Origin of the sequence: Bacillus sp. FDAARGOS_1420, from assembly GCF_019344915.1 — a bacterium.
GTDB classification, from domain to species: domain Bacteria; phylum Bacillota; class Bacilli; order Bacillales; family Bacillaceae_G; genus Bacillus_A; species Bacillus_A mycoides.
Window position 1 is genome coordinate 1,258,722 of the sequence record NZ_JAHWJB010000001.1, and the last position, 24,639, is coordinate 1,283,360.

General features: G+C 36.5%; 22 protein-coding genes and 1 pseudogene. 17 read left to right on the plus strand and 6 right to left on the minus strand.

Annotation, left to right across the window (positions count from 1 at the left end):
• Positions 1–11 precede the first annotated feature (11 nt).
• The 7 genes from celB (I6L50_RS06500) (at position 12) to chbG (ending at position 6,168) form a co-directional block, all read left to right on the plus strand.
• Positions 12–1,313, plus strand: a complete 1,302-nt coding sequence (celB, locus tag I6L50_RS06500; RefSeq protein ID WP_219300913.1) for a PTS cellobiose transporter subunit IIC — start codon at positions 12–14, stop codon at positions 1,311–1,313.
• A 9-nt stretch (positions 1,314–1,322) separates the two neighbouring features.
• Positions 1,323–1,640 (plus strand): PTS sugar transporter subunit IIA, encoded by a 318-nt coding sequence (locus I6L50_RS06505; protein ID WP_219300914.1) that lies wholly within the window; start codon positions 1,323–1,325, stop codon positions 1,638–1,640.
• Positions 1,641–1,949: 309 nt separating this feature from the next.
• Positions 1,950–2,252, plus strand: a complete 303-nt coding sequence (locus I6L50_RS06510; RefSeq protein ID WP_002089627.1) for a PTS sugar transporter subunit IIB — start codon at positions 1,950–1,952, stop codon at positions 2,250–2,252.
• A gap of 16 nt (positions 2,253–2,268) precedes the next feature.
• Positions 2,269–3,576 carry a PTS cellobiose transporter subunit IIC gene (gene celB / locus I6L50_RS06515; protein WP_012261997.1) on the plus strand — a complete coding sequence of 436 codons (1,308 nt, stop codon included), beginning with the start codon at positions 2,269–2,271 and terminating at the stop codon, positions 3,574–3,576.
• Between the two features lie 183 nt (positions 3,577–3,759).
• Positions 3,760–4,083: a PTS lactose/cellobiose transporter subunit IIA gene (locus I6L50_RS06520; RefSeq protein WP_000989054.1), complete on the plus strand. Its 324-nt coding sequence runs from the start codon at positions 3,760–3,762 to the stop codon at positions 4,081–4,083.
• Between the two features lie 3 nt (positions 4,084–4,086).
• Entirely contained in the window at positions 4,087–5,412 is a 1,326-nt protein-coding gene (gene celF / locus I6L50_RS06525) for a 6-phospho-beta-glucosidase (protein ID WP_002034744.1), read from the plus strand.
• A 51-nt stretch (positions 5,413–5,463) separates the two neighbouring features.
• A complete protein-coding gene (gene chbG / locus I6L50_RS06530; protein WP_219300915.1) occupies positions 5,464–6,168 on the plus strand; it encodes a chitin disaccharide deacetylase in 705 nt (234 codons plus the stop codon).
• Between the two features lie 41 nt (positions 6,169–6,209).
• On the opposite strand, the pseudogene I6L50_RS06535 reads toward chbG, so the two are convergent.
• Positions 6,210–7,395: pseudogene (locus I6L50_RS06535) on the minus strand (chromate transporter).
• 189 nt (positions 7,396–7,584) lie between these two features.
• On the opposite strand from I6L50_RS06535, the gene exsM reads away from it, so the two are divergent.
• Positions 7,585–7,998, plus strand: coding sequence for an exosporium regulatory protein ExsM (exsM, locus tag I6L50_RS06540; RefSeq protein WP_002166452.1), 414 nt, complete (start codon positions 7,585–7,587; stop codon positions 7,996–7,998).
• A gap of 228 nt (positions 7,999–8,226) precedes the next feature.
• Here the strand turns inward: exsM and I6L50_RS06545 are convergent, their stop codons facing one another.
• The 3 genes from I6L50_RS06545 to I6L50_RS06555 form a co-directional block, all read right to left on the minus strand.
• Positions 8,227–10,905 (minus strand): sigma-54-dependent transcriptional regulator, encoded by a 2,679-nt coding sequence (locus I6L50_RS06545; protein ID WP_219300916.1) that lies wholly within the window; start codon positions 10,903–10,905, stop codon positions 8,227–8,229.
• 184 nt (positions 10,906–11,089) lie between these two features.
• Entirely contained in the window at positions 11,090–11,827 is a 738-nt protein-coding gene (locus I6L50_RS06550) for a polysaccharide deacetylase family protein (RefSeq protein ID WP_107887206.1), read from the minus strand.
• A gap of 208 nt (positions 11,828–12,035) precedes the next feature.
• Positions 12,036–13,109, minus strand: a complete 1,074-nt coding sequence (locus I6L50_RS06555; RefSeq protein ID WP_002068377.1) for a glycosyltransferase family 4 protein — start codon at positions 13,107–13,109, stop codon at positions 12,036–12,038.
• Between the two features lie 449 nt (positions 13,110–13,558).
• Between I6L50_RS06555 and I6L50_RS06560 the strand changes: the two genes are divergently transcribed.
• Positions 13,559–14,929: a UDP-glucose dehydrogenase family protein gene (locus I6L50_RS06560; RefSeq protein ID WP_219300917.1), complete on the plus strand. Its 1,371-nt coding sequence runs from the start codon at positions 13,559–13,561 to the stop codon at positions 14,927–14,929.
• Between the two features lie 75 nt (positions 14,930–15,004).
• Positions 15,005–16,120 carry a non-hydrolyzing UDP-N-acetylglucosamine 2-epimerase gene (gene wecB, locus I6L50_RS06565; protein WP_002034751.1) on the plus strand — a complete coding sequence of 372 codons (1,116 nt, stop codon included), beginning with the start codon at positions 15,005–15,007 and terminating at the stop codon, positions 16,118–16,120.
• A 105-nt stretch (positions 16,121–16,225) separates the two neighbouring features.
• On the opposite strand, the gene I6L50_RS06570 is transcribed toward wecB, so the two are convergent.
• The gene (locus I6L50_RS06570; protein ID WP_219300918.1) at positions 16,226–17,353 is read right to left on the minus strand and encodes an LCP family protein; all 1,128 of its coding nucleotides are present in this window, start codon (positions 17,351–17,353) and stop codon (positions 16,226–16,228) included.
• Positions 17,354–17,427: 74 nt separating this feature from the next.
• Positions 17,428–18,063, minus strand: coding sequence for a YigZ family protein (locus tag I6L50_RS06575; RefSeq protein WP_088033387.1), 636 nt, complete (start codon positions 18,061–18,063; stop codon positions 17,428–17,430).
• 238 nt (positions 18,064–18,301) lie between these two features.
• On the opposite strand from I6L50_RS06575, the gene I6L50_RS06580 reads away from it, so the two are divergent.
• The 7 genes from I6L50_RS06580 to hpf all read left to right on the plus strand — a co-directional run bounded on the left by I6L50_RS06580 (position 18,302) and on the right by hpf (position 24,576).
• On the plus strand, positions 18,302–19,144 hold the full coding sequence (locus tag I6L50_RS06580; RefSeq protein ID WP_002016143.1) for a DegV family protein: 843 nt from the start codon (positions 18,302–18,304) through the stop codon (positions 19,142–19,144).
• 173 nt (positions 19,145–19,317) lie between these two features.
• Positions 19,318–19,632, plus strand: coding sequence for a winged helix-turn-helix transcriptional regulator (locus tag I6L50_RS06585; RefSeq protein WP_002089608.1), 315 nt, complete (start codon positions 19,318–19,320; stop codon positions 19,630–19,632).
• Between the two features lie 265 nt (positions 19,633–19,897).
• On the plus strand, positions 19,898–21,205 hold the full coding sequence (locus I6L50_RS06590; RefSeq protein ID WP_219300919.1) for a C40 family peptidase: 1,308 nt from the start codon (positions 19,898–19,900) through the stop codon (positions 21,203–21,205).
• 130 nt (positions 21,206–21,335) lie between these two features.
• Positions 21,336–22,685, plus strand: coding sequence for an ATP-dependent helicase ComFA (comFA, locus tag I6L50_RS06595; RefSeq protein WP_219300920.1), 1,350 nt, complete (start codon positions 21,336–21,338; stop codon positions 22,683–22,685).
• The gene (locus tag I6L50_RS06600) at positions 22,685–23,389 is read left to right on the plus strand and encodes a ComFC family protein (protein ID WP_002129929.1); all 705 of its coding nucleotides are present in this window, start codon (positions 22,685–22,687) and stop codon (positions 23,387–23,389) included. Before comFA ends, I6L50_RS06600 begins: the two co-directional genes overlap by 1 nt.
• Before the next feature lie 126 nt (positions 23,390–23,515).
• Positions 23,516–23,713 (plus strand): cold shock protein CspC, encoded by a 198-nt coding sequence (cspC, locus tag I6L50_RS06605; RefSeq protein ID WP_219301291.1) that lies wholly within the window; start codon positions 23,516–23,518, stop codon positions 23,711–23,713.
• Between the two features lie 320 nt (positions 23,714–24,033).
• Positions 24,034–24,576 carry a ribosome hibernation-promoting factor, HPF/YfiA family gene (hpf, locus tag I6L50_RS06610; protein ID WP_002034758.1) on the plus strand — a complete coding sequence of 181 codons (543 nt, stop codon included), beginning with the start codon at positions 24,034–24,036 and terminating at the stop codon, positions 24,574–24,576.
• Positions 24,577–24,639 lie beyond the last annotated feature (63 nt).

The following is a 24,639-nucleotide window of genomic DNA, read 5'->3' on the forward strand; positions in this document are numbered from 1 at the left end:
GAGTGGGATAGATGATAGGGTTTTTAGAGAAATATGTGATGCCAGTGGCAGGAAAGGTTGCAGAGCAGAGGCATTTGCAGGCTATTCGTGATGGAATTATTTTAACGATGCCTTTCTTAATTATTGGATCATTTTTCCTTATTATTAGTGCATTACCAATACCAGGATATAATGATTTTATGGCAGGTTTATTTGGTGAGAATTGGCAGAGAGCTTTAGGGTATCCAGTTAGTGCAACTTTTAATATAATGGCTTTAATAGCTGTTTTTGGAATCGCTTACAGACTTGGTGAGTATTATAAAGTAGATGCTTTAGCATCTGGTGCATTATCGCTTGTAACCTTCTTGCTTGCAACTCCATTTCAAGTTGCATATATTATACCAAGCACGAAGGAAAGTGTGATTGTAGATGGAGCAATCCCAGCGGCGCTAATGGGAAGCCAAGGTTTATTTGTAGCGATGATTATTGCAATTATATCTACTGAACTTTATCGGTTTATTGTACAAAAAAAGATGATTATAAAGATGCCGGAGACAGTTCCACCAGCTGTGACACGTTCATTTGCGGCACTTGTTCCAGGTTTTATTGTTGTAACGGTTATTTGGATTTTGCGCTTAATTATAGAAAATACTTCTTTTGGCAGTATCCATAATATTGTGGGGCAAATTTTACAGGAACCACTCAGTGTACTTGGTGCTAGTCTTTGGGGCGCAATAATAGCAGTTATTCTCGTTCATGTTCTTTGGTCTTGTGGAATTCATGGCGCTACTATTGTTGGTGGTGTAATGAGCCCCGTTTGGTTGTCGTTAATGGATCAAAACCGAGTTGCTTTTCAAGCAGGGCAAGATGTACCGAATACGATTACCGCACAGTTTTTTGATTTATGGATTTATATGGGTGGTTCTGGTGCAACACTCGCTTTAGTTGTAGGAATGTTACTATTTGCGCGAAGTCAGCAATTAAAAAGTTTAGGGCGATTGTCAATTGCGCCTGGTATATTTAATATTAATGAGATGGTAACTTTTGGTATGCCGATTGTAATGAATCCAATTTTACTTATTCCATTTATATTGGTTCCAGTTGTGTTAACGATTGTTTCTTACTTTGCAATGGAATGGGGATGGGTCGCACGTCCGAGCGGAGCGGCTGTACCTTGGACGACACCTATTCTTTTTAGTGGATATTTAGGATCAGGCGGGAAAATTTCAGGTGTTGTTTTACAACTTGTTAACTTTGCACTTGCATTCTTTATTTACTTACCGTTCTTAAAAATATGGGATAAACAAAAAGTAGCGGAAGAAAAGGGGGAGTAAAGAACTAAAATGGATACGATAGAGACGAAAGCTTTTCACTTAATTTTACATGGTGGTAATGCGAGAAGCTGCTCAATGGAAGCAATTGATTGTGCAAAGCGCGGTGAATTTCAGGAAGCAGAAGCGAAACTACAAGAAGCTTTAAATGAATTGCAAGAGGCGCATCGCTTACAAACAGAGCTCATACAGAAAGAGGCTGCCGGGGGAAAAACCGAAGTTACCCTTTTGATGGTGCATGCACAAGATCATTTAATGAACGCAATTACGGTGAAGGAATTGGCGAGTGAGTTTGTAGAATTATATAGGAAGATGTCGGTGGATGAATGAACCTTGCTTAGGCAAGGTTTTTTTATGTGTTAAAAAATAATTTAGTGTTTTTTTTGTTTAAACACAACTAGACAACTAAACACTAATCTATTTTCATACAGTTATGTGTTAAAAGTGAGGTGTTTTATAACACACTGTGTGTTTTTTGGGGGACACACTGATTGAAAGCGGTAACACACAAAGAAATAACTCGAAAAAACGCTGATTTTAGGCGTTTTGAAAAGTTGGCACGATAATTGCATTAATAAATAGCGTAAAGAAAAATAAATAAAACATAAAATTTTTATACTACACAAGGGGGATTTATAAATGAATATTTTATTATGTTGTTCAGCAGGGATGTCTACAAGTTTACTAGTTACAAAAATGGAAGCGGCTGCAAAAGCTCGTGGTCTAGAAGGTAAAATTTGGGCTGTATCTGGGGATGCAGTAAAAAACAATATCGATCAAGCAGATGTATTATTACTAGGACCACAAGTTCGTTACATGCTTTCTACAATGAAAACGCTTGCCGATGAGAAAAATGTTGGAGTCGATGTTATTAACTCAATGCACTACGGCATGATGAATGGAGAAGCAGTTTTAGATCACGCATTAACACTTAAAAAATAATTAGGGGGGAAGCGAAATGCAAAAATTTATTGCATTTATGGAGAAGTATATTGTTCCTGTCGCTGGTAAAATCGGATCGCAACGTCACTTAGCTGCGATCCGTGATGGATTTATTGCAGTTATGCCACTTATTTTAGTTGGTGCATTGGCATCACTAATTAATGGTTTTCCGTCTGAAGCTTTCCAAGAGTTCATGAAAGGTTTGTTTGGTGAAACGTGGAAACAAGTTGGCGGTGGAATGTGGACTGGTTCTTTCGCAATTCTAGCACTAATCATAGCATTTACAACAAGTTATAACTTAGCAAAATCTTACGGCGTTGATGGTTTGTCAGCAGGTATTATTTCATTTGGTGCGTTAATTATTCTTACGCCAACAACACCGAAAGAAGGCGGATTGAACTTAGCTTGGACAGGGGCACAAGGGCTATTTGTAGCAATTATCGTGGCACTCCTTGTTACTGAGGTATTCCGTTTCTTTGTACAAAGAAACATTACTTTTAAAATGCCTGATGGAGTACCACCAGCAGTTTTAAGATCTTTCGCAGCTATAGTTCCAGCATTTGTTATCTTAACAGCAGTTGCAGGTATTCAATTAGCAGTGAAATTAGCTGGTACAAGTGTTCATGAATTTATCTTTAATACGATTCAATCACCACTGCAAAGTTTAGCAGGGACATTACCAAGTGCAATTGTCATTGTACTCCTTGTTCATCTTCTTTGGTTCTTCGGTTTACATGGGCCAAATATCGTTGGTGGTATTATTGAGCCATTATACTTACCGGCATTAGAGAAAAATATGAAGTTATTCCAAGGTGGTACATCTGCATTTGATGTTCCAAACATTATTACAAAACCATTCTTTGATACTTTTGTATATCTTGGTGGTTCTGGTGCAACATTAGCGTTCTTAGTGGTCGTATTACTTGTAGCAAAAAGTGCACAATTACGCGGTGTATCTCGCTTATCAATTGGACCAGGTGCATTCAATATTAACGAACCAGTAATCTTTGGTACACCAATTATTTTAAATCCAATTTTATTCTTACCGTTTATCCTAACACCAATTGTATTAGTAATTACTTCTTATACAGCTCTATCTATTGGTTGGGTACCAAAAACAGTTGTGATGATTCCATGGGCAACACCACCAATTATTAGTGGTTATCTTGTAACAGGTGGACATCTTTCAGGTGCAATTCTACAGTTATTCAACTTTGTAATTGCGATGGTAATCTACTATCCATTCGTTGTATTATCTGACCGTTCTGTTGTTCGTACTGAAAAAGCAGCAGCACAAGGAAATAACAACTCTGTACCTATGTAACATAGTAATTGTTCTCACAGGTAACATTATCTGTGAGAACAATCACCTTTATATCATGTTCAAAAAGATGAGACCCATCTACAAGAACACCAAACTATCATTCATAAAATAATAATTTAATAGCAATGTTCAAACTGAAGGGGTATTTAAATCGGTTGAACCATAATAGAGAGGGCGGTAATTATGATGACTACAGCAGAACAAATTCCATTCCAATTGATTTTAAATAGTGGTAATGCACGAAGCTTTGCAATGGAGGCACTGCAATTTGCCAAACAGGGGAAAATGGCAGAAGCTGATGAAGCGATGGTAAAGGCGAAAGAAGCGATTAATGAAGCGCATCATTTCCAAACAGAGCTCATACAATCAGAAGCAAGAGGGGAAAAAACAGAGATTAGTGTTCTTTTAATTCATGCGCAAGATCATTTAATGAATTCTATTACGGTAAAAGAATTAGCGGCAGAATTTATTGACCTTTATAAAAAGCTAGAAGCGAAAGGGGAATAAAGCATGACTGGAATTAAAATTGCTACAATCGGCGGTGGATCTAGTTATACACCAGAGTTAATTGAAGGATTTATTAAACGTTATGACGAGCTTCCTGTTCGTGAAATTTGGTTAGTAGATATTGAGGCAGGAAAAGAGAAGTTAGAAATCGTTGGTGACTTAGCGAAACGTATGGTGAAAAAATCAGGTTTACCAATTGATATTCATTTAACACTTGATCGCCGTGAGGCATTAAAAGATGCTGACTTCGTAACAACGCAGCTTCGCGTTGGTTTGTTAGAAGCACGTGCAAAAGATGAAGCAATTCCATTAAAATATGATGTAATTGGTCAGGAAACGAATGGTCCTGGTGGTTTGTTCAAAGCGCTGAGAACGATTCCTGTTATTTTAGATATTTGTAAGGACATGGAGGAACTTTGTCCGAATGCATGGTTAATTAACTTTGCGAATCCGGCTGGTATGGTAACAGAAGCTGTCCTTCGTTATACAAACATTCAAAGAGTAGTTGGTCTGTGTAACGTTCCAATTGGAATTCGTATGGGTCTTGCGAGATTACTTGAAGTAGATGCAAGCCGGGTACACGTTGATTTCGCAGGTTTAAATCACATGGTATACGGATTAGATGTATACTTGGATGGCGTAAGCGTAATGGATCGTGTATTAGAACTTGTAACAGATCCAGAAAAGCAAATTACGATGGAAAACATTGCTGCGCTTAACTGGGAGCCAGACTTTATTCGCGGTCTTCGTGCAATTCCGTGTCCATATCATCGTTACTACTATAAAACACGTGAAATGTTGGAAGAAGAGAAAGCAGCTTCGATTGAAAAAGGTACACGTGCAGAAGTAGTAAAACAATTAGAAGATGATTTATTCGAGCTATATAAAGACCCGAATTTAGATATTAAGCCACCACAATTAGAAAAGCGCGGCGGAGCTTATTATAGTGACGCCGCATGTAGCTTAATTACGTCTATTTACAATAATAAAGGTGATATCCAGCCTGTTAATACACGAAACAACGGAACAATTGCAAGCTTGCCACATGATTCGGCTGTTGAAGTGAACTGTATTATTACGAAAGAAGGTCCAAAACCAATTGCGGTTGGAGATCTTCCGGTACCAGTTCGCGGTTTAGTACAGCAAATTAAATCATTTGAGCGCACAACAATTGAAGCTGCTGTTACAGGGGATTATCATAAAGCGCTGCTTGCTATGACAATTAACCCACTTGTACCATCAGATAAAGTTGCAAAACAAATTTTAGATGAAATGTTGGAAGCACATAAAGAACATCTTCCACAATTCTTTAAGAAGATAGAGAAATAAAAAGCGGCGCTGTTTAGCCCGCTTTTTTTAATTCTAGTAGGAGGTATTGCGATGATTAAACTAATTGTAAATGCAGATGATTTCGGTCTTACGGAAGGTACAAATTACGGAATTATTGATGGACATAAAAACGGGATTGTAAATTCAACGACGATGATGATGAATATGCCAGGGACAGAGCATGCCGTACGCTTAGCGAAAGAGTATAAAACGTTAGGGATAGGAGTTCATCTCGTATTAACGGCAGGAGAACCGCTTCTTAAAGACGTTCCATCACTTGTAAGTAGCGATGGATTGTTTCATAAACAAAGTGTTGTATGGGAAGGAAATATAAATCCAGAAGAGGTAGAAAAAGAATGGACTGCTCAAATTGAGAAGTTTTTGTCTTACGGTTTAACACCAACTCATTTAGATAGTCATCATCACGTACATGGATTACCGCTTTTACACGACGTTCTTGAGAGATTAGCAAGTAAATATAATGTTCCAATTCGTCGTTGTGAAGAAGAGCGAGCGGTGCACCCATTTTCAGATGTGTTTTACAGTGACTTTTACGCTGACGGTGTGGCGGAAGATTACTTTGTGCAGTTAAAAGAAAGAGTACAGGATGAGCAAACGGTAGAAATTATGGTGCATCCAGCTTATATTGACCCAGAGCTTGTGAAGCGTTCTTCTTACGTAATGGATCGCGTGAAAGAGTTGCGTATTTTAACGGAGAGCGAGTTGCCTGAGGGAATGGAGCTTGTGAAGTTTTAATAGAAAAAACGACGGCTAAATGGGGCCGTCGTTTTTTGTGCTTACAAAATGGATAGAACATATCCACCGAAGACCCCGATTATAACGATAACCCAAGGTGGTGTTTTCCAAAAAGCGAGTAAGCAAAATAGGAGAGAAGCAAAAACGAAATCTACAGAATTCATAATTGTACTCGTCCAAATTGGATCATAAAAAGCTGCAAGTAAAATGCCGACAACGGCTGCGTTTACTCCAAGTAGTGCACCTTGTATGTAAGATACTCTCCTTACACTGTCCCAAAATGGTAAAACGCCAACAACGAGCAGGAAGGCAGGGAGAAAGATAGCGATCGTTGCAACAACTGCTCCAGCGGTTCCATTTAGCACTGCTCCTATATAAGAAGCGAATGTAAATAGTGGCCCTGGCACTGCTTGTGTTAATCCGTATCCAGCAAGAAATTGTTCTTTTGTCATCATCCCGTTTTGTACAAACTCACTTTCAAGGAGAGGAAGTACGACGTGCCCTCCGCCAAATACAAGTGCACCAGAGCGATAGAAGCTGTCAAATAAAGAGATGAAATAAGAGTATGGTCGTAACATCGGTAACAGTATTAATAGTCCGAAGAATAAGACGAGACAAGATATGGCTACCATTTTTGAAATAGGTACGTTTATTTTATGAGCTTGGCTAACTGGCCGGTCACGATATAAAAACCAACCGATGAAACCAGCTACTATAATGAGAATTACTTGTGTCCAGCTACTTGGCCATAATAGGGCGATTGCGGCAGTTGCAATTGCGATTGTTGCACGGTTTCGGTCTGGTGTTAACTTTTGAGCCATTCCCCATATTGCATGAGCGACAATTGCGACCGCTACAAGTTTCAGTCCGTGAATCCAGCCAGTACTTCCAAGCTCGAATTGGTTAAGAAATGAAGCGAAGAAAACTAAAACGAGCACAGATGGGAGAGTGAATCCGATCCATGAAATAATGGCTCCTAATAATCCGCCGCGCAATAAGCCAACTCCCATACCGACTTGGCTGCTAGCAGGGCCAGGAAGGAATTGACATAGTGCTACTAAGTCTCCGTAACTTCGTTCATCCATCCATCCATTTTCTTTTTTGCACGTATTCATGATGAAAATAACCAAGATGGGCGACGGGACCACCAAATGAAGTAAGTCCTAATTTAAATGATACGAGAAAAATCTCTATTAATGATTGGAAAGAGTAGTTATTATTTTTCAAAATTTCCTCCTAGACTGTTTTTCTAAGTGCATTATACAAGAGGGAGTAAAGCAAAAGAAACGATTTTAATGTAAAGATTGTGTGAATCTTTTCTTCGTAATTTAAATTTGAAAAAGTCATAAATGATTATGTCTAAACCATAAAGTAGTAGAAGTAGTGCTGGGAAATTTATATGAGGAGAATGCCCGTATGACAACACATTTCTTTGCTAGGTTAACAGGGAAGAGGGAAGTACCTCCTGTAAATACAGAAGCTTACGGTGTAACAGAGCTCATTTTTAGTGAAGATTTAAAGAAGTTGCAATATCGGGTCATATTAAAAAATATAAAAAAAATCACGTCATGCCAAATTCATTTAGGAAAAGCGAATCAAATTGGTCCAGTTATTTTAAGTTTGTTTGGTCCGTTAGAGCAAGGAATTAGTGTGAATGAAGGAGTCGTTACTGGTGTAGCTAGAGTAGAGGATTTTGAAGGGCCTTTACAGGGGAGAGCATTTGACAGCTTGTTTCAAGAGATAATGCAAGCAAATGTATATGTAAATGTTAATACGAAATCTAATAAAAAGGGAGAAATAAGGGGGAGAATAAGGGAAGTAAAGAAGTAAGCGAAAAGGCTGTCCAAAAAACATTTTGGAACAGCCTTTTCTGCTATAAGGTGCAAATTTTAGCGATTATTGTCAGTAAATCGATATATTTTGAAAATCGCTGATATAATCCGGGTTACGCCGATATATTTAAAAAATCGCTGATATAATTCGCGTTACGGTCGATATATTTAAAAAATCGCTGATATAATTCGCGTTACGGTCGATATATTTAAAAAACTGCCTAGTTTAATTTTTTACAGGCTGATTTTTAATGAAGAAGTCCATTATATAAAATACTTCGTCATCTGGGATTTGTATTTCAAATGTATTTTCAATAGGTTGCAATGCTTTTTTCACTTTCATATACATCCAGTACTCATCTTGTCTTCGTTTCTCTTTATCAGGATGAGGGAGGAGACTTTCGCCTTTTTGAAGACGGTCAACCATGCAGCTCATATGCAAAATCACACCCATTAAACTGTCGGGAGTTAGCTGTAAAGAAATCAATTCTTGAATTGTATTTAACGCATAACGAATTGTTTTAATAAGTAATGCTCCATCGTTACGCTGCATTTGTTGTTCAAGAATATCAGCCATTTTTGCATATGTTTCTTCATACGTAATCAATTCTTGAATTGGTTGAATAGCTGTGTAGTTCACAATATCTTGGAAATGATATGTTAAGCAAGGTATTTGCATATCGAAATTCGTGACGATACAAATGATATTACGCTCTTTTTTTATGTTCTCGATCATTTTCGTTAAATCTTTTTCATGAACGATGCTAATCGGAATAATTTCAATTAAGTCTTTATCAAAGCGTAAATAGTTCTCTAACATTTTTTGAATTGCTAAAGCACTTCCTTCGCCGGTTAAACAAGCTGTTAAAATTACGGATTTCATTGGCGATAGTGGCTTTTTCCTTTCTTCCTGTACGTTTAAATAGAACGGCGTTAAGTTCTTCACTGTTTCGTATAGTGCATCTAATGAATAGCCAAGCTGAGCTTTTCGAGCTGCTTCTAGTGCGTGTGGTGTACTCGTCATGGAAAGAACACGTACAGGGATTTTGAATTCAGTTTCTAATATATCACCAATATAAGCGAGAGACCCCATATCAACAAGTAAGAGAAGCCCGTTTACATTTTGAAGTGTTTTCATATACACTTTAACACGCTCTAAGAAATCTTTTGGTGATTCATGCAAGGGCATATCGATACCAGTTACTTCATCAATACCGAGAAGTTCGTTTGCAACGTTTGCCATTTCTGTTGCGATGCCATTACCGTGTGCTAATATTAATACTTTTACTTCTGTTTGTGAGGCAGGAATTGGATCAACAACGAAGAACATTGTTAAAAAGCCAGCTTCATCAATAGGTATTGTTATTTGTAATTCTTCTTCTAATAGCTGAATACATTGCATAGCTACGGAAAAAGCTTCTTTATATTTCGTACGAATTTGATTTAATTGTGGGTGGTGAATTTGTTTCCCGCCCTGTAAACGTTGTAGAGTTGTCTGTACATGTAAACTTAAAGCGAGAAATACTTTTTCATCGAAAGTTTTAGATAAATATTTTTCAGCTAGTTCCGCAATTTTTTCACATACGGAAACGATATTACGATCCACAATTTTAAAAACATTTTCATGACTTGTTTTTTTAGATATTTGGTTAAAGTATTGGACGAAAAAGCTTTGAATATCATTTTCTATTAGTAATTCTAATTCTTCCTCTTCAATGCCGCGTGCTTGAAGTTCTTCATATTTATAATCAATATAATCGTAAATAGAAGAGCGACTTCCTTCGGGTTTTATTGTATGTTTACTCCAACCTTCATCACCTGTAAATACAAATGTTTCATTTGGTATTTGATATAGATGACGGCTCTTTCTTTCAATAAATAATCCTTCTTTCATATACCAAGGTAAATCTGTACTTGAAACACAGACAGAATCACGTTTTTTTGTTACGAAATCAGAATAAGCTTTTGCACAGGCAATTTGTACGTCCGTTTTCAATTGGCCGATGTTATTTGGACAATTGTAAAAGACGAAAGCACGCATTGTATTTGGACTAACATGAATCTCTTTCCTTAGACGAATTGCTTCATTTGTGAAAAATAGCTGTAGTAAAGCAAACCGTTCTTTATGTGTTCGCTCACGAAGTGGTCGAAGCGTAACGGTCATGGGAATACGTCTTGTAAATGTTTTTAATAAAAATGAATTTGGTTCTTCGGTTGTTGCAGTAATAATCAACACTCGTGCCTTACGTTCATTTTCCGTTTCTCCAAGGCGGCGGTATACTCCGCGATCAATAAATGTGAAGAGCATCTCTTGTCCTTCTGGAGGAAGGCGATGTACTTCATCTAAGAAGAGGATTCCTTCATGTGCTTTTTCAATTAACCCTTTTTGATCACTGGCACCTGTGTAAGCTCCTTTTTTTATCCCAAATAACTGTCCAAGTAGTAGTTGTGGATTGTTTGCATAATCAGCACAGTTAAAGACGATAAAAGGTGCATCTTTTGGAAGTTGTTCCACTTCAATTGCGTATTCGTGCATTAAAGAAGCGAACATCGATTTTCCGACACCTGTTTCTCCAAGTAATAAAGTATGCATACCGTTTGGAGGATAGAGAATAGAAGCTTTTGCTTTTTCAATTGCAATTTTTAGGCTTGTATTTTCAATAGCAAATGTATCTAATGAAGTGCCCTTTGTTGAATGCGTTTCCAATGAAGAGTTCGTTTCTATATAAAAACGGACAGGGCGTGTACTCGTTTTTAATAAACGATTATCTTTCACAAGCTTGTTTAAATCGCTACTAACATTTGCACGGTCTAACTGTAGAAGTGTAGCGATTTCTGATGCTGTTATACCTTCTGTATAATTCCCTTTTTGTATTGCGTTAAAAATGAGATCTATTCGTTTCATTTCTATTCACCTCGAAACTTCATCACTATTTAAAATTTTACACAAAAATGAGAAGTGTGGGAAGAGAAAAATAAAGTGAAACTTTAATCAGTGGGGTTTTTGTTCATTCCCACTGATTATTAGCTTTCACCAATTGCCCGTTAACGCGGGGTAAAACAGCTTTAGTACATAGGCACTGAAGCTGTTACAATCTTGTGTCTTTCCAAAAATTCACTTCGAGATGGGAAGATGGATTGTAGGGAAGTAGTTTATATCCTTGTGAGTGTAAATAATCAATTACTTTTGGGAGTATTTGCACTGTCACACTAGAATCATGCATTAAAATAACCTCTACTTGTTCATCGCTTTGATTTCGTACTCTTTCTAGTATTGCGGAAGGATTATCATAGCTTTTCCAGTCATATGTATCAATTGTCCAATCCCACATTTTATACTGGGCAGATACGAGTGCATCACGGTAATTCTTTTTTAAGTAAGGCATGCTACCGTATGGGACCCGAACGAGATGTGTATTTAAATGTGTAACTTGCTGGACAATGCTTTGGGTTTGCTCCATTTCTGCAATTAAAACAGATGGATCGCCAGTATAAAGACGTTTTACATCATGCGACATACTATGGAGACCGATATAATGTCCATCTTTAATCAATCGCTCCATCGTTTTTTTATAATGTGGCACCTTTCCGCCAATAACGAAGAAAGTTGCTTTTCCGTTCTTCTCTTTTAAAATATTTAAAATTTGTGGTGTGTATTTATTTGGTCCGTCATCAAATGTTAAGTACGCAATTTTTGTTGTAGGAGAGGTAGTTTGAGTACTTTGGTAATCTTTTACTTGAATGTCTGTAGTAGCTTTTGTATTCGATGATGCGTACATAGTAATAGTTAAAAATAAAATTATACATTGAAGTAATCGCTTGATCATAACATTCACCCTCAGTTTGACAATCAAGATGTAAAAATGAAAATTTGATACTTTTTTCGTTATACGTATATCTTTCTCCAATAGAGGCACTCTCAAACAATCTATATTTTGGAAATGGGGAATAAGGATTAAAAAATAAAAAATAGCATCCTCTTATGAAAAGAGGATGCTATTTGAATATTTCATAATAGTAAAGGCTATACTACAATTAGTCTTCGCGTTTTTTTACTTTTTTATAGAAGGAAATAATTGGTTTGTAACGTTCGTGTACAAGACCGATTACTTCAGCAATGATTTCTGTAAAGAAGATTAAAATGAAAAGAAGAATAATGGATAACCATAATGTTGCACTACTGAAAATGATTGCATTTACACTAAAGAAAATACCCAATGCGTAAATAATTAGTACCGTTTTACGATGAGAGAATCCCATTGCAAGCAAACGGTGATGTAAATGCGATTTATCAGGTGCTGAAATAGGTTTTTTATTTACGATACGGCGAATAATTGCAAACGTCGTATCAAATATAGGTACACCTAAAATAATGATTGGAACGATAAAACTGAATAACGTTACGCTTTTGTATAATCCAAGTAACGATATAACAGAAATACAGTATCCTAAAAATAGTGCTCCTGTATCTCCCATGAAAATTTTTGCTGGATGGAAGTTGTAGAATAAAAATCCAATTGTACTTGCTAATGTAATCAGTGCTAGAGGTAATATAATAGCTGCTCCAGTACCCCATGGGCTAGTGAAGGCCATATATGCTAGCGTTGCAAGTACGATAGATGAAATCCCTGCGGATAATCCATCTAATCCATCAATTAAATTGATGGCATTTGTAATACCTACAATCCAAAATACAGTAATTGGATAAGCAAGCCATCCGAGTTCAGTATCTCCAAGAATTGGAATATATAATACTTGCACTAATAATCCGCTTTTTACAATCATGATGGCAACTAATAGTTGTCCACCGAATTTTACCCTCGCAGATAGTTCGTACATATCATCTAAAATCCCGATGATAACAATGATGATAGCACCTAAAGTTATCGATAACATTCTTTGTTCGTACAATCCACCGACAACAAATCCTACGGCTACACCGATGAAAATTGCTAACCCGCCAAGACGAGGCATAATTTTTTGGTGTACTTTACGCGCATTTGGCTTGTCTGTTGCTCCTATTTTGAAAGCTAATTTAATAACTAAAGGAGTAACGACGAGTACAGTGATGAAAGATGCCAAAATGGCATAAATCACTTGTGAGTCCATTAATACCCCACCCTTTATAGTTTAACGTAATTTTTTCAATCGTATTTATCTGAAAATTATGATGTTTGTTTACAGGCTCATAACATATGGTATCACAAAAAGATTAGAATTCAATCTTTTTTTCTTTTGACTGTAAAGGGGAGTGAATAGAATATATGACAATTGGATATGGAATGTTGTGTCCTTTGAGAAGGTTGATTTCATATTGTGGCTTGTAATATGACATTGTACTCTCCTCTCATATAGCGATGACTTTTGTTTCAGTATTATAAGTGTTGCACGTAAAATGAGTAAGTTCCGTGTTAAATTGTGGGAATTTACATTTTGTATATATTGCATCATTTAACTTTACAAAATCTTAAAAAATAATAAAAAAACGATTCATATAATAAAGAAGTGAAAGAGTTTTCTCATTCTTAGTGTGAGAGGGGGAAGCACAGGGGAATTCTATGTATTCGTATATTTTCTTATGTATATTCCTGTGCGAAAAGAAAATGAAAATTACGATAATAGGTACCGGATATGTTGGATTGATTACAGGAGTAGGATTGGCGAGATTGGGACATTCAGTCACATGTTTCGATATAAATAGTGGGAAAATTGAACGGATTAAACAAGGCGAGTTACCTATTTATGAATGTGGATTAAATGAATTAATAAATGAAGCATACGAGAATAATCATTTAACTTTTACAGCAAGTAAATCAGCGGCATTTAATGATGTAGAGTTTATATTTATTGCAGTTGGAACGCCATCTTTATTAGATGGAACAGCAGATTTAACGTATATTCGTAGCGCTTGTGATGATATTGGAACATATGTGAATAACGATATTATTGTTGTTACGAAAAGTACGGTTCCTGTAGGGACAAATGATGTAATGAGAGAATGGATTGAGGATAAACTACAAGGTAGACATGAATTATATATTGTATCGAATCCAGAGTTTTTAAGAGAAGGTTCTGGTATTTATGATTTTTTTCAGGGTGATCGTATCGTAATTGGAGCATGTAGTGAAGAAGCTGCAAGGAAAGTAGAGAATTTGTACAGCAAATTAAGCTTACAAACGTATATTACAGATATTCGAAGTGCTGAGATGATTAAATATGCATCTAATGCTTTTTTAGCTACGAAGATTAGTTTTATTAATGAAATTTCTAATATATGTGAGCAAGTGGGTGCAGATATAGTAGATGTAGCTACAGGAATGGGGATGGATAAGAGAATTGGTGCATCTTTTTTAAATGCAGGCATCGGATATGGAGGATCTTGTTTTCCAAAAGATACGAAAGCACTTGTGCAAATTGCAGGGAATGTTTCTCATGATTTTCGCTTGTTGAAAGCAGTCATTGAAGTGAATAATAAACAACAGTTGTTGTTAGTTGAAAAAGCGAAGAAAATTATAGATATGAAGAAGAAGCGAATTGCGGTTCTTGGTGCAGCATTCAAACCGAATACTGACGATATTAGGGAAGCGCCATCTCTCATTATAATAGAGGAATTAATTAATATAGGTGCGGATGTGGTTTTATATGACCCGCAAGCTATTCAAAATGTAAGAAGTTTATTTGGAAATACGATACGATACGCTGAGTGTATAGATGAATCGATTAGAGAGGCGCATGCAGTTTTTATCGTAACAGAATGGGGATCAATTCGAAATTATCCGCTAGAAAAGTATGCACAGCTTATGAGGGAACCTATTCTATTTGATGGGAGAAATTGTTATACTAATGAGGATGCCGAGAAGCATGGATTAGATTATTACTCAGTTGGGCGAAAAGACGTCTGTAATAGTAATGTTTCTCAGGCGCGTTAAAAACTGTATTTTCACATGCATATTTTTATATGCGATAATAGAAGTTTTAACTAGTGAAAGAAAAGAGGCAATGAAATGACTGAACGTTTAAAAGTAATGACAATTTTCGGGACACGACCAGAAGCAATTAAAATGGCACCTCTTGTATTAGAGTTGCAAAAGCATCCAGAAAAGATTGAATCAATTGTGACTGTAACAGCACAACACCGTCAAATGTTAGATCAAGTATTAAATATCTTTGGAATTACGCCAGATTTCGATTTGAATATCATGAAAGATCGTCAAACGTTAATCGATATTACAACACGTGGTTTAGAAGGTTTAGATAAAGTAATGAAAGAAGCGAAGCCTGATATCGTACTTGTGCATGGTGATACAACGACGACATTTATTGCAAGCTTAGCTGCTTTCTATAATCAAATTCCAGTAGGACATGTTGAAGCAGGACTTCGTACATGGGATAAGTATTCTCCATATCCAGAAGAGATGAATCGCCAACTAACAGGTGTAATGGCGGATCTTCATTTCTCACCTACAACAAAATCAGCAACGAACTTACAAAAAGAAAATAAAGATGAGTCACGCATTTTCGTAACAGGAAATACAGCGATCGATGCACTGAAGACAACTGTAAAAGAAACTTATAGCCATTCGGTGTTAGAGAAACTTGGAAATGATCGTCTTGTACTTATGACAGCACACCGTCGTGAAAATTTAGGAGAACCAATGCGCAATATGTTCCGTGCAATTAAGCGTCTTGTTGATAAGCACGAAGATGTACAAGTTGTATACCCTGTTCATATGAATCCTGTTGTTCGCGAAATAGCGAATGATATTTTAGGCGAGCATAGCCGTATTCATTTAATTGAGCCGTTAGATGTAATTGATTTCCATAACGTTGCAGCTCGTTCATACTTAATGTTAACTGATTCTGGTGGTGTACAAGAGGAAGCACCATCACTAGGTGTGCCAGTCCTTGTCCTTCGTGATACGACGGAACGCCCAGAAGGTATCGAAGCAGGTACGTTGAAATTAGCAGGAACAGATGAAGAGACAATCTTTGGTCTTGCTGATGAGTTGTTATCTGATAAAGAAGCTCATGATAAGATGACGAAAGCATCTAACCCTTACGGTGATGGCCGTGCGTCTGAGCGTATTGTAGAAGCGATTTTACAACATTTTAAGAAGTAAAGTGAAACTTTAATCAATGGGGTGTTTATCCCACTGATTATTAGCTCGCACCAATCGTGGGAAATGAAAAAAGAGCCAAATCGTATTTGATTTGGCTCTTTTTTATTATTGCTGATTTCTCATAATCCACTCTGCATGAGCATTTGTAGAAGGGGGAGGAGGTGGTGGTGTTTTGTTCTCACTCGGCTCCTTCTTTGCTTTTGCGCTGGATTTAGAATTTGAATCGGAATTTGTATTCTCATTTTTCGTAGTCTCTGTTGGGACTTTTGCTTTTTCTCCTATTTCCTTTTCAATTTCGTTACGTACAGACTCTACACTGTTTGGATCTGGAAGGAAGTAATAAATACCGCCAATTTTTCTGTCTTCTCCTTCAATTTTTAACGTTTGTATTGTAGAAGGGTCGAATCCAGAGATTTTATTGTAAAGAGCAAGCCCGTCTGAAATAGGAATATCGGTTTTTATATATTTTCCAACTACTTTTGTTAAATCTTTAATTTTAAATACGGTAGAAGCAGAGTTTAGCTTTTGGGCAACAGCAGCCAGTACTTGTCTTTGTCTAGCAGCTCTACCATAATCACCGTTAGGATCTTGCTTTCGCATACGGACGTATGCGAGTGCTTCTTCACCATTTAAGTTCTGCTGACCTTGTTTAAATTGGATTTTTTTATAGTAATCCACGTCAGAGCGTTCCCAGAAATCGAAGGGGACATCAACGGTAATACCGTCAACAGCATCAACGATACCTTTAAATCCTTGGAAATCAATTTTAATATAATGATCAACAGGAACTTTTAAAAATTCTTCGACGGTGTCAATTGTCATTTGTACTCCACCGTAAGCATGAGCGGCGTTAATTTTGTCCTCTTTATTTTTGCCAACAATCTTAACACGAGAATCGCGCGGGATACTCATAAGTGAAACCTTTTTTGAGTTTGGATTAACTGTCGCCAACATAAGTGAATCCGTTCGCCCATTTTGGCCATCAGTTGCATAATCTTCAATACCCATAATGAGTATAGTGAAAGGTTTTTTTGTGATCTCCACATCTGCTGCTCGTAATTTAGATTTTTCACGGCTAAATCCACTGTACATCCCCATGAGAGAAGTGTAGGAATTTAACACATAAAGTCCTACGCTACCAAATAAAAATGCGAAAATAAGAAAGAAGAAAAACTTTCTTCTACGTTTCTTTTTTATTCTGCTATTTTGGAGATGATTATAACGTTCTTCCATATATAATCTCCTTAGTTCATTTGTAGGGAATTAATTCACTACATTAATCTTTAAAGGCGAGACGTTAGCTATTCTTAGATAACACCTTGTTCTAAGTACAACATATCTCCTTCTTTAATTGTACACTTCCCGTTTGTTAATTCAATCATCCAATCTGTGAATGGTTGTCTTTTGTCCTCTTCTACATACGCATCAAATGTGACATTTTCTAGATAATGTATATCTTTAATGGCATATTCTGAATTGCGTAATTCATTTTCAACTTTGCCAAGTAAAGTGTAATCAATTTCTGTTTGCATAACGCGCATTAGTTTTCGTTCAACAACGCCTACATGGTTAAGACCTTCACTTGTACATTTTCCATATGCGCGAATTAATCCGCCAGCACCAAGTTTAATGCCGCCAAAATAGCGCGTAACGACGACGACAGTATCTTTTAGACCTCGTTTTTTTAATACTTCTAACATAGGCACACCAGCTGTGCCGCTCGGTTCACCGTCATCGTTCGCTTTTTGAATTTGATCTTGTTCGCCGATTAAATATGCGGAACAATTATGTGTTGCATTCCAATGCTGTTTTTTTATTTTTTGTATAAATGTTTGAGCTTCCTCTTCCGTTGTGGCGCGATTCACATAGCAAATGAATCTTGATTTTTGAATCACAATTTCGTGCTCTCCATAGCCTTTTATTGTTAAATATTGTAATAACAATGGTATACGCCCCTATCTTTCAAAATAACTAGTACTTTACATTTTAAAAGCGAGCGTTTTTATATTCAAACATTTTTTACAAATATGTTGAAATTTTTGGTGAGTATTTTATCTTTTTGTTGTAATTTGTCGAGCGAGTGATTGTAGTTTCTAGCCGGCATTTTTATGTATGGATGCACCTTTTCTAGTTTTCGTGTAAAATTAGGGGATAAAAATTTTTTATAAGGCAGGTACGAAAATGAAAACAGCTATTGTTACCGATAGTACAGCATATATACCGAAGCATATTCGTGACGAACTCAATATATATATGATTCCATTAAACGTTGTGTTTGGAACGGAGTCTTATCAAGAAGAGGCTGAAGTTTCAGCAAATGATTTTTATATAAAAGTACGTGAACAAGAGGAACTTCCGAAAACTTCGCAACCAGCAATTGGAAAGTTTTTAGAGTTATATGAAGAGTTATCTAAAGAATATGATGCAGTTATTAGCATTCACCTTTCCAGTGGAATTAGTGGTACATATCAAACAGCAACGGCAGCTGGACAGATGGTAGATGGTATTGATGTATATACGTACGACTCTGAAATTAGTTGTGAAGTACAAGGGTTTTACGTGCGTGAAGGGGCAAAATTAGTAAGTGAAGGGAAAGCCCCAGAAGAGATTATCGCTCGCTTTGATGAAATGAAGCAAACGATGGATGCTTATTTTGTAGTGGATGATTTACATCATTTACAACGTGGTGGAAGATTAAATAGTGCACAAGCTTTTATTGGTAGTTTGTTACAAGTAAAACCAGTATTATACTTTAGAGATAAAGTAATTATTCCATTCGAAAAAATTCGTACGCGTAAAAAAGCGTTAAAGCGTATCGTTGAAATCTTTGATGAGCAGGCAAATAAAGGTGTGCCTATGGAAGCTGTCATTATTCATGCGAATCGTGAAGAGGAAGCTAATGAATGGAAACAAGAATTAGAAGAGATATACCCTCATGTTACAATTCGTACGAGTTATTTCGGAGCTGTAATTGGGACGCATTTAGGTGAAGGTGCGCTTGGTTTAGGTTGGTATACGAAGTGATAAAGATATAAAAGCTCTCTTACTTGAAGAGGGTTTTTTTACGGGTATTTTACGGGTATTTGACAAGTTAATATTTGGAAATGGTAAAATGTATGTAAAATTAAATAATGAGGAAAGTTTTATTACTTACTTTTTACAAGAAACTATATTATAATAGAAGAGAGGTGAAACATATGGAGCATAATTCTTGTTTATGTCCAAAGTTTGAGTCAGCTTTTACAATGCTTAGTAAGAAATGGACTGGCTTAATTATTAAATCTTTGCTCGAAGAGCCGAAACGTTTCAGAGAAATCGCAGATATTATACCGAATATGAGCGATCGTATGTTGTCAGAACGTTTAAAGGAATTAGAAGGCGAAGGTATTGTAGTTCGTAATGTTTATCCAGAAGTACCAGTTAGAATCGAGTACGGTGTAACTGATAAAGGGAAAGCGTTGGAAAGTGTTATGGATGAGGTCCAAAATTGGGCTGAAAAATGGATGAAGTAACGTTTCTATTTCATTCATATTGGAGTATTTTCAAAACGTAAGGGGTTCCCTTACGTTTTTTTTTCAATCCTATAAAAAACGGTGTAAGGCTCTTGAAATTCTACATATATATACAAATTTAGATATACTTTGCTATAGAGATAAATGTAATATTACATTTATTTTACAAAACCGTAACATTAGCAAAAAAACTCCCGAATTATGGTATAAATTTTAATAGGTTATATACGGAAAATGAAAAAAAGAAAGCGGTGTAAAAAATAAAATGAAAAAGCTAAAAATGGCATCTTGCGCATTAGTTGCAGGGTTAATGTTTTCAGGGCTAACACCAAATGTATTTGCAGAAGATAAAATTTCTGACGTGAAATCACAAATTAACACACAAAATGATACTTTACATAAACAACAACAAGAACGTGATGAATTACAAAAACAAATGAATGACTTAAACAAAACAATCCAAGGTTTGGATAAGTCTGTTCAAGAGAACGCTTCAAAACTTGATGAAACAACAAAAAAAGTTTCTGATACTGAGCAATTAATCGAAAATAAAAATAAAGATATTGCAGAACTACAAACAAAGATTGCAAAACGTGAAGAGTTATTAAGAAAACGTTTAGTTGCACTACAAGAACAGCCAAATACGAACATTGTAACAGAAGTTCTTGTAAACTCTAAAAACGTTGCAGATTTAGTTGATCGTTTAGCTTCTGTGTCTAAAATTATGGAATCTGACGAAGATATCATGAAAACACAACAAGAAGATCAAACGAGCGTGAAAAAAGATGTTGAGACAGTAAAAGAAAAACAAAAAGAATTAAAAGAAGCACAAGCTCAAATTGAAACTGCTAAGAAAGAACTTGACGTTGAAAAAGAGAAAAAAGCAACAGCAGTAAACGATTTAAGCGGTAAAATGGATACAGTTGTAACTACAATGACAAGTACGGAAGGTCAATTGAAAGATCTTGAGAAACAAGCACTGCAATTACAACGTATTGCGGAAGAAGAAGCGCAAGCAAAAGCAGCGCAAGAAGTTGCTGCTCAAAAACAAGCAGAACAAGCTGCTAAAGAAGCACAAGCTCAACAAGCTGCACCAGTAAACAATGCTGGACAAGCTAAAAAAGAAGAACCTAAAAAAGAAGAACCTAAAAAAGAAGAGCCTAAAAAAGAGACACCTAAACAAGAAAACAAAAAAACAGAGCCAGCACCAGCACCAGGGCCAACTCCGGATACTGGCGTAATTGGTAAAGCACAACAATACCTAAAAATGCCATATGTTTGGGGAAGTGCATCTCCATCAAACGGCGGTTTTGACTGTAGTGGATTCATTTCTTACATTTATGGTGTAGGACGTCAAGATGTTAATGGATATTGGAATTCAGTTTCTAAAGTAAGTAGCCCGCAGCCGGGAGATTTAGTATTCTTCCAAAATACTTATAAAGACGGTCCATCTCACATCGGTATTTACGTTGGTAACGACCAAATGATTCATGCTGGTGATAAAGGTATTGATTACGCTAGCTTAAGCAGTAGCTACAACCAAAAACATTTCTTAGGATACGGTAGATTCTAGGATTTATAACTGAATAAAAAACGTGTATAAAGTCGATAGCTTACTATTTTATAAGTAGGTTATCGGCTTTTTTGAGTTTTTACGAGATAAAGAGAAGGATTTATAGTAGTGCTGGAGGTGGCTATTGATGATGCTAGCTGGTAGACAGTTACTGTTAGAAGAACTCTCTTCAGATTTGCAGGATAAATTGGATCATCTGAAAAGGAATCGAGACGTCGTTTGTGTACAAGGGGTAATTAAGAAGTCTTCAAAATATATGTGTCAGCGCTGCGGAAATATAGAGCAGCGACTATTTGTATCATTGCTATGTAAAAGGTGCAATAAAGTATGTACGTATTGCCGGAAATGTATAACGATGGGCAGGGTAAGTGAATGTACTGTACTTGTTCGCGGGATTGCTGAAATAAGCGGAGAAAGTTATTTGAATCCGTTACAGTGGGAAGGCATTTTGTCTGACGGTCAGGAGTTAGCTGCGCAAAGTGTCGTTGACGCTGTTAAGCAGAAAGAATCATTTTTTATTTGGGCGGTGTGCGGGGCTGGAAAAACAGAAATGTTGTTTCGCGGAATTGCAGAGGCACTACAAAAGGGAGAAAGGGTTTGTATTGCAACGCCGAGAACGGACGTTGTACTTGAATTAGCACCAAGATTACAAGAAGTGTTTCCAAATATAAATGTAGCTGCTTTATATGGAGGGAGTTTAGACCGAGAAAAAGATGCGGCGTTAATCGTTGCAACTACACATCAATTGTTACGTTATTATAGGGCGTTCCATGTCATGATTGTAGATGAGATAGATGCTTTTCCGTATCATGCAGATAAGATGTTGCAGTATGCAGTAAACGAAGCGATGAAAGAGAAGGCAGCACGTATTTATTTAACTGCAACTCCAGATGAAAAGTGGAAGCGTAAGTTGCGAAGTGGTAAGCAAAAAGGGGTTATTATTTCAGGGCGATACCATCGTCATCCATTGCCAGTTCCGATATTTCGGTGGTGCGGAAATTGGAAAAAGGGTCTTATACGTAAAAAAATTCCTCGTGCTTTATTACAATGGTTAAATCTGTACTTATCGAAACGATACCCCATTTTTCTATTTGTTCCTCATGTGCGATATGTAGAAGAAATTAGCCAGTTATTAAAATCATTAAACAATCAAATTGACGGTGTGCATGCAGAAGATCCGGCGAGAAAAGAGAAGGTAGCAGCTTTCAGAAAAGGAGAAATCCCTTTATTAGTTACAACGACGATTTTGGAACGAGGAATAACTGTGAAAAATTTACAAGTTGCAGTTTTAGGAGCTGAGGAAGAAATATTTTCAGAAAGTGCTCTCGTTCAAATTGCAGGGCGTGCTGGCAGAAGCTCTGATGAACCGCATGGAGATGTTATCTATTTTCATTATGGAAAGACAGAGGCGATGGTGCGTGCGAAAAAACATATTCAAAGTATGAATAAGAATGCTAAAGAACAAGGATTGATAGATTGATGCATTGTCTACTTTGTGATGAGTATATTTCATATGCGATTAGTTGGTACACTTTTTTTGTTAAGCTTCATAAAAAGTATATATGTGATAGATGTGAACAAAAACTTTCCTATATTATAGGAGATATTTGCAAGGAGTGTGGTCGGCCTTTAGAACTTGTACCAGCTGAATATAAAAACGGGGATATTTGTATGGACTGCATAAGGTGGACGAACGAGCAGGGGTTTCCGTCTCTCATAAATCGTTCGTTGCATGTGTATGATGAAGGGATGAAAGAAATATTAGCACAGTTTAAATTTCGAGGAGATGCTGAATTAGTGCATATTTTTCATCAGCCTTTTCGAAGTCTTTTTCAAAAATATTTTGCGAATGTTTCAGTTGCCATTCCTGTTCCTCTTAGTGAAGAGCGAGAATACGAGCGTGGTTTTAATCAAGCGGAGTTACTAGCTTCTTGTTTGCCTATCAAAATGTTTTGTACATCATTAAGAAGAATAGAAACAGAAAAACAAAGTAAGAAGAAGCGTAAAGAAAGGATATCGGGAGTTAATCCTTTTTATTTTCAGGGAGAAGAGATGTTTCATGAGCAACATGTTTTAATCGTGGATGATGTGTATACGACAGGAATTACTGTTAGGCAAATTGGAAGCCTTTTGTATGATCGAGGAGCGAGAGAGGTTTCTTGTTTGACGCTTTGCAGAGGTTAATATGTGAATGTCGAAAGGGGTAATAAAAAGACGACAGGTCTTCTTTGACTTACAGTCTTGTCATTCGCTATAGTCAGAATATGGGGCGAATGCCCTGATTTTAAGAGTGAAGGGAATGGAATGAACATGCAAGGACGAGTAAAATGGTTCAATGCAGAAAAGGGATTTGGGTTTATTGAGCGTGAAGATGGTGACGATGTATTTGTTCATTTTTCTGCTATTCAACAAGATGGGTATAAGTCGTTAGAAGAAGGTCAACAAGTGGAGTTTGATATTGTTGATGGAGCACGCAGGCCACAAGCAGCTAATGTTGTGAAACTGTAAAAATTAAGTTTTTGGAAAAGATAGAGCTGTATTTTTAACAGCATTATATAGATGGCGAAAGCTCTTGCTCGTAACAAGGGCTTTTTTGTTGTGGGTAAGTTGTCAAAAAGTTGTTTCTTTTCTGTAACTAATTGTCCACAGTTACATTCGTTATTCATGATGTTAATAGGATAAAATAAAGATAGAAACGATGCATCTTTTCATTTCAACAAAAAACGATAAAAAAATCGCAATTCCACTAATTTTTCAAAAAAATTAGAAGGAGTTTTTAAGCCAATGTCGAAATTATAGTACATAGGCTTGAAAGGAGGAATTCATCTATGAAATTCAACATTCGTGGTGAAAATATTGAAGTAACTCCAGCATTAAAGGAATATGTAGAGAAAAAACTAAGTAAATTAGAGCGTTATTTTGATACATTCCCAGAGATTAAGGTTAATTTAAAAGTATACTCTGACAAGCAACGTATCGAGGTAACAATTCCATTTACAGATTTATTACTTCGTGCAGAAGAAACAAATAGCGATATGTACGCTGCGATTGATTTAGTAGTTGATAAAATTGAGCGACAAATTCGTAAACATAAAACAAAAGTAAACCGTAAATTACGTGAGAAAGGTTCTGTGAAAACTAACTTTATCCTTCCAGAAGCAGTAGCTGTTCTGGATGCGGTAGAAGAGGATGAATTAGAACTTGTACGTACAAAACGATTCGATTTAAAACCGATGGACGTTGAAGAAGCGATCTTGCAAATGGATATGCTAGGACATAGTTTCTTCGTCTTCACAAATGCTGATACAAATGAAACTAATGTTGTATATGGCCGTAAAGATGGGAAATATGGTTTAATCGAAACTAAATAATCATTCAAAAGCGCAGCCGAAATGGCTGCGCTTTTTTAATATGTTTTTGCCTTCCTATCTTGT